Origin of the sequence: Chamaesiphon sp. OTE_75_metabat_556 (genome assembly GCF_031378165.1) — a bacterium.
Taxonomy (GTDB): domain Bacteria; phylum Cyanobacteriota; class Cyanobacteriia; order Cyanobacteriales; family Chamaesiphonaceae; genus Chamaesiphon.
In genome coordinates, this window is the sequence record NZ_JANNDR010000222.1 from 1 (window position 1) to 4,808 (window position 4,808).

At 48.7% G+C, this 4,808-nt stretch carries 6 protein-coding genes; 2 read left to right on the forward strand and 4 right to left on the reverse strand.

The genetic code is table 11. The annotated features are described in order from the left end of the window. Both RMO27_RS09100 and RMO27_RS09105 read left to right on the forward strand, forming a co-directional pair. On the forward strand, window positions 1–839 hold an 839-nt coding region (locus tag RMO27_RS09100; RefSeq protein WP_309731559.1), incomplete at its 5' end, for a cbb3-type cytochrome c oxidase subunit I. Window positions 840–1,123: 284 nt separating this feature from the next. Beyond that, complete coding sequence (locus RMO27_RS09105; RefSeq protein WP_309731562.1) at window positions 1,124–1,738, forward strand: heme-copper oxidase subunit III; 615 nt, start codon at window positions 1,124–1,126, stop codon at window positions 1,736–1,738. A gap of 749 nt (window positions 1,739–2,487) precedes the next feature. On the opposite strand, the gene rplA is transcribed toward RMO27_RS09105, so the two are convergent. The 4 genes from rplA to secE are packed head-to-tail and all read right to left on the reverse strand — an operon-like array spanning window position 2,488 to window position 4,560. After that, window positions 2,488–3,195 (reverse strand): 50S ribosomal protein L1, encoded by a 708-nt coding sequence (gene rplA / locus RMO27_RS09110; protein ID WP_309731565.1) that lies wholly within the window; start codon window positions 3,193–3,195, stop codon window positions 2,488–2,490. Between the two features lie 60 nt (window positions 3,196–3,255). Further along, a complete protein-coding gene (gene rplK / locus RMO27_RS09115; protein WP_309731566.1) occupies window positions 3,256–3,681 on the reverse strand; it encodes a 50S ribosomal protein L11 in 426 nt (141 codons plus the stop codon). Window positions 3,682–3,694: 13 nt separating this feature from the next. After that, window positions 3,695–4,324 (reverse strand): transcription termination/antitermination protein NusG, encoded by a 630-nt coding sequence (gene nusG / locus RMO27_RS09120; RefSeq protein ID WP_309731569.1) that lies wholly within the window; start codon window positions 4,322–4,324, stop codon window positions 3,695–3,697. After that, window positions 4,321–4,560 (reverse strand): preprotein translocase subunit SecE, encoded by a 240-nt coding sequence (secE, locus tag RMO27_RS09125; protein ID WP_309731571.1) that lies wholly within the window; start codon window positions 4,558–4,560, stop codon window positions 4,321–4,323. The genes nusG and secE overlap by 4 nt, the downstream gene beginning before the upstream one ends. Window positions 4,561–4,808: the final 248 nt, after the last annotated feature.

The following is a 4,808-nucleotide window of genomic DNA, read 5'->3' on the forward strand; positions in this document are numbered from 1 at the left end:
CCGATGTGATTCCCGTGCATTGTCGCAAGCCGATTTTTGGTTTCGGCGCGTTCGCGTATTCGAGTATGGTGATTAGTTTCCTAGGCTTGTTTGTCTGGTCGCACCACATGTTTACCAGCGGGACACCACCCTGGTTGCGAATGTTCTTCATGATCACCACGATGGTGATCGCTGTACCGACCGGGATCAAGATCTTCGGTTGGTTAGCCACGATGTGGGGCGGTAAAATCAATCTCAATAGCGCGATGTTATTTGCGATGGGCTTTATCTCGACCTTCGTAATTGGTGGGATCACTGGCGTCATGCTGGCTGCTGTCCCCTTCGACATCCACGTCCACGATACTTATTTCGTAGTCGCTCACCTCCACTATGTCTTGTTCGGCGGGAGCGTCTTCGGGATCTATACGGGGATCTATCACTGGTTCCCTAAAGTTACCGGTCGCCATATCAACGATACCTGGGGTAAAATCCACTTCGCCCTGACCTACATCGGTTTTAACGTCACTTTCCTGCCGATGCACATCCTCGGCTTGCAAGGGATGCCGCGCCGGATTGCTATGTACGCGCCAGAGTTCCAAGGTCTCAATCAAGTTTGTACTTATGGCAGTTACGTTCTGGCTATTTCCACCGTCCCATTCCTGGTCAATGCGATTTACTGCGCTTACAAGGGTGATAAAGCTGGCAACAATCCCTGGAACGCTCTGACCCTAGAGTGGCAAACCACTTCACCGCCAGAAATCGAGAACTTTGAAGTTCTACCCGTGCTGACCACCGGCCCTTATGATTATGGGGATACTGAGGAAGTTTCAGAGCCGCCGAAGGTGTTTACGAATGTCTAGTTGTTAATTCGACTAAAACTTAGATGGTGGAAAGTTTCCATTTTAATTAACTGATTCTACCCTGCTGTTTAGTTGCCATAGACGAAGATCCTCTGGAACTACTTGAAAAGATTTGTGTGCATACAGCACAAGTCAATTCCAGTAGCTGCGGAGATCTACCCACCCCACCCTACGGGCACCCCTCCTCGGAGGGGATTTTTCACCCCAGTCGTCTCTGGGCGCAAAAGATCCCCTTTAGAAAGAGGGTTGGGGTAAACAAAGCCTAACCTTTACTCCCAACTTCTATGCAAGGATCTATTTCCGACCAAACGCAAATTAATATCGAGAGTGCAACCCACGATAGCCATCACGAAGCACATCCTGACTTTCGGATCTTTGGGCTGATTGTCTTTCTCGTCGCAGAGGGGATGATCTTCCTCGGTCTATTCATCGCATACATGGCCTTCCGATCGATGGCTCCAGAATGGCCGCCAGCGGGCACTCCTAAGCTTGAATTGCTACTGCCAGGGATGAACACTGTCATCCTGATTGCCAGTAGTTTAGTCATTCACCAAGCCGATACTGCCATCAAAAAGAATGATGTCAAAGGTCTGCAACTGTGGTTTGGAATTACCGCTCTGATGGGAATTGTCTTCCTTGGCGGTCAGTTGTATGAGTACAGCCATCTCGAATTTGGACTGCGGACGAATTTATTTGCCAGTACTTTTTATGTCTTAACTGGCTTTCACGGCTTGCACGTCACTGTCGGCGTACTGTTGATTTTATCCGTCTTATGGCGATCTATGAAGTCCGAACATTACGGCACAAACAATCATTTCGGTGTCGAAGCCGCCGAGATTTATTGGCACTTTGTCGATGTAATTTGGATTATCTTGTTTATCTTATTGTATCTGATTTAAAGCTCTCGATTTTGAGAATAAGCGATCGCGGGGCATTACGCTCCGCGATTTTGTTTTGTGCTCACAGTCAACTACTCCAACAATACCGAACACAATTAGATCGCCAGTTTGAGCTATTCCCAGCTTGGAAGTTTGGCAATAAATGGGATCGGAATCCCTGAAATTTTGCAGACAGAGACGATCGAGGCTAGGGTAATTAAGCAGATCCAAAGTAACGCGATCGTGTTTGTGATTTTAGGTATGTATTTGGGTTTAGAGATCGGGTGTAAAGTGAGTTGGATTCGATCGTCATATTTTTAGAGTATGCGACTAAATCTAGTCTGTCAGGTACCTTTCGATAACACTTAAACAGACAAATATGAACTCTCGATCTACTGAAAAACCCCCTCCTCGGAGCGGCGGTTTTATTCGGAGGTTCCCTCCGAATAAAAAAACCGACAAGACAGCGAAAAGTGCGGGAACAGGGGTTTCCCCTGTCTTGTCTCACCTTTTTTGACGGGGAACCCGTCCAAAGGTGAGCCGCTGCTTGGGTATGGGTCACGGATGGGGAACCCATCCGACCCAACTCCGCAAGTGGAGCACCTTTTCAAGACAGGGGTGCCCAACGGGCGGGGTGGGTGCATCATCAGCGGCGATTTCAATCGTTGTTTTTGTCCTAACAGCCTTGGCGTTTGCTATACCTAGCAAAAAAGAGAGACGAGTTTTAAACTCATCTCTCTTTTTTTATGCCTAACCGATCGATCGACTAATTATTCAGTTTTCATGTCACGGAGACTACTGATATCGATTTCGATCGAAGGTCCCATTGTTGCCGAGACATACATACTCCGCCAAAAGCGTCCCTTGGCTCCTGAAGGGCGGTTGCGATCAATGCTCTCTTGGAATGCCTTGAGGTTGGTCAGGAGGTCTTCAGGAGCGAATGCGGCCTTACCGAAGAGAATATGCACGATCCCGGACTTGTCGGCCCGATACTCTAGTTTACCTGCTTTGAATTCGGCGATCGCCGCACCGAGGTCGGTAGCTACCGTACCAGCTTTGGGCGAAGGCATCAAACCGCGTGGACCGAGGACGCGACCGAGGCGGGCGATTTGGGGCATCATATCGGGAGTCGCGATCAACAGATCGAAATCCATCATCCCGCCTTGGATTTCGGCGATTAATTCTTCCGAACCAGCGAGATCGGCACCTGCGGCAGTGGCTTCAGCCACTTTTTCACCACGGGCGATCACCGCGACGCGGATGGTTTGTCCGGTACCTTTGGGTAAAGCTACGGTCGTCCGTAATTGTTGGTCGGTGTACTTAGGATCGATACCGAGCCGGACGTGAACTTCGGCAGATTCAGCAAATTTAGCGGTTGCTGTCTCATTGATCAACTTCATGGCTTCGAGGGGTTCGTAAACACGAGGCTCGATTTTCTTGGCCAATTCTTGATACCGACGCGAATACTTTTTGGTCATGATTGCTCCTGGGGTGAATAACGAGGTTCGACCTCTCCCCCAAATATGGTGGATAAAATACTAGTCAACGATCGCGACACCCATGTTGCGGGCAGTCCCAGCCACGATTTTCATCGCTGCGTCAATGTCATTGGCATTGAGATCGGGTAATTTGATTTGAGCGATTTCTTGCAATTGAGCGGAAGTGATTTGACCAACTTTTTTCTTATTGGGTTCGTTGGAACCAGTTTCGATTTTAGCGGCTTTTTTGATCAGTACCGAAGCAGGTGGAGTCTTCAGGACGAAGGTGAAACTGCGATCTTCAAAGATCGAAATTTCCACGGGGATGACCGTACCAGTTTGCTCGGCAGTTTTGGCATTGTATTCTTTACAGAATGCCATGATATTCACACCATGTTGACCCAATGCTGGGCCGACAGGCGGTGCGGGGTTAGCTTTACCAGCGTTGAGAGCTAGCTTGACGATCGCGACTACTTTCTTTGCCATTAGATGTGTGTATTTAGCCCTGTCTTTGGACTTGGTTGAATTCGAGTTCTACGGGGGTATCTCTACCGAAGATAGAGAGCAAGGCTTTTAGTTTACTCCGTTCGGGGCTTACTTCAACGACCTCGCCTGCAAAGTCCTTAAAGGGACCAGACATCACCATTATTTTATCGCCTTCGGTCAGATCTGTCTTCACCACTGGCTCTTGTTCGAGAGCTTGTTTGAAGATCCGATCTGCTTCACCTCGCGATAGAGGTAGCGGTTTGACGTGTCCGCGTCCGCGTCCGTAGCCGCGTTTTTGTTCGGAACCGACAAAATTGATCACGTTAGGAGTATTTTTGACTACCTGCCACGCATCATCATCCATCGACATACTTACCAACACGTAGCCAGGGAAAACTTTTTCCTCAGCGGGAGTCTTGGTACCATCTTTTTTGAGTCGGATCGTCGGAGTTTGGGGGATCTCGATTTGGTAGATGCGTTCGCCCATCCCAAACGAATGAATGCGTTGGGTTAAGTCAATTTTGACGCGATTTTCACAGCCAGATGCCACTTGGACGGCATACCAGCGAGCTGGTTCTTTGACTTTACTTCCAGAACCCTGTTCCTGAAAGTCGTCATCTAATTCGTCTGAGGTATAAGTCATACAAACACCTTGCCAGCAGCCCAACTAAACAAATTGTTGACCAGATAAATCGTGGTCGCTGACAAGGATACCATCGCAATGACTGCGAGGGATTCACTAATCAGTTGTTGACGGCTCGGCCAAATCACTTTGGTGAGTTCGGCTTGACTATCGCGGATGAGTTGAACCGGGTTAAACCCAGATTTTGGTTCGGCAATTACTGGCTCAGTTGCGAGCGGTTCGGTTTTTTTGACCATAGTCTCTGGACTCCTCTGCACGATCGGAGGATGTGAGGTTGACAGTACTAGTTTACCTGAAATTTTTACCTCTTGCTCGGGTAAATTAGGTCTCGATCGACCCTAGCTAACGTTAGTTCTGGTTAATGATCGTCGCTAAATGCCTGTGAAAAGCCAATCGGTAGGCGGCATATACTTGTGGGCTGCGTTTTTCTTGGTGGGGGCAGAACCCGGATCTGGGGGTTGTCTTGATGCGCTAAACCGTTGGG

What these genes read in the sequence shown, in the direction of transcription:
- RMO27_RS09105 (WP_309731562.1), top strand. Translation starts at nt 1,124, where the DNA reads ATGCAAGGATCTATTTCCGACCAAACGCAAATTAATATCGAGAGTGCA.
- rplA (WP_309731565.1), bottom strand. Translation starts at nt 3,195, where the DNA reads ATGACCAAAAAGTATTCGCGTCGGTATCAAGAATTGGCCAAGAAAATC.
- rplK (WP_309731566.1), bottom strand. Translation starts at nt 3,681, where the DNA reads ATGGCAAAGAAAGTAGTCGCGATCGTCAAGCTAGCTCTCAACGCTGGT.
- nusG (WP_309731569.1), bottom strand. Translation starts at nt 4,324, where the DNA reads ATGACTTATACCTCAGACGAATTAGATGACGACTTTCAGGAACAGGGT.
- secE (WP_309731571.1), bottom strand. Translation starts at nt 4,560, where the DNA reads ATGGTCAAAAAAACCGAACCGCTCGCAACTGAGCCAGTAATTGCCGAA.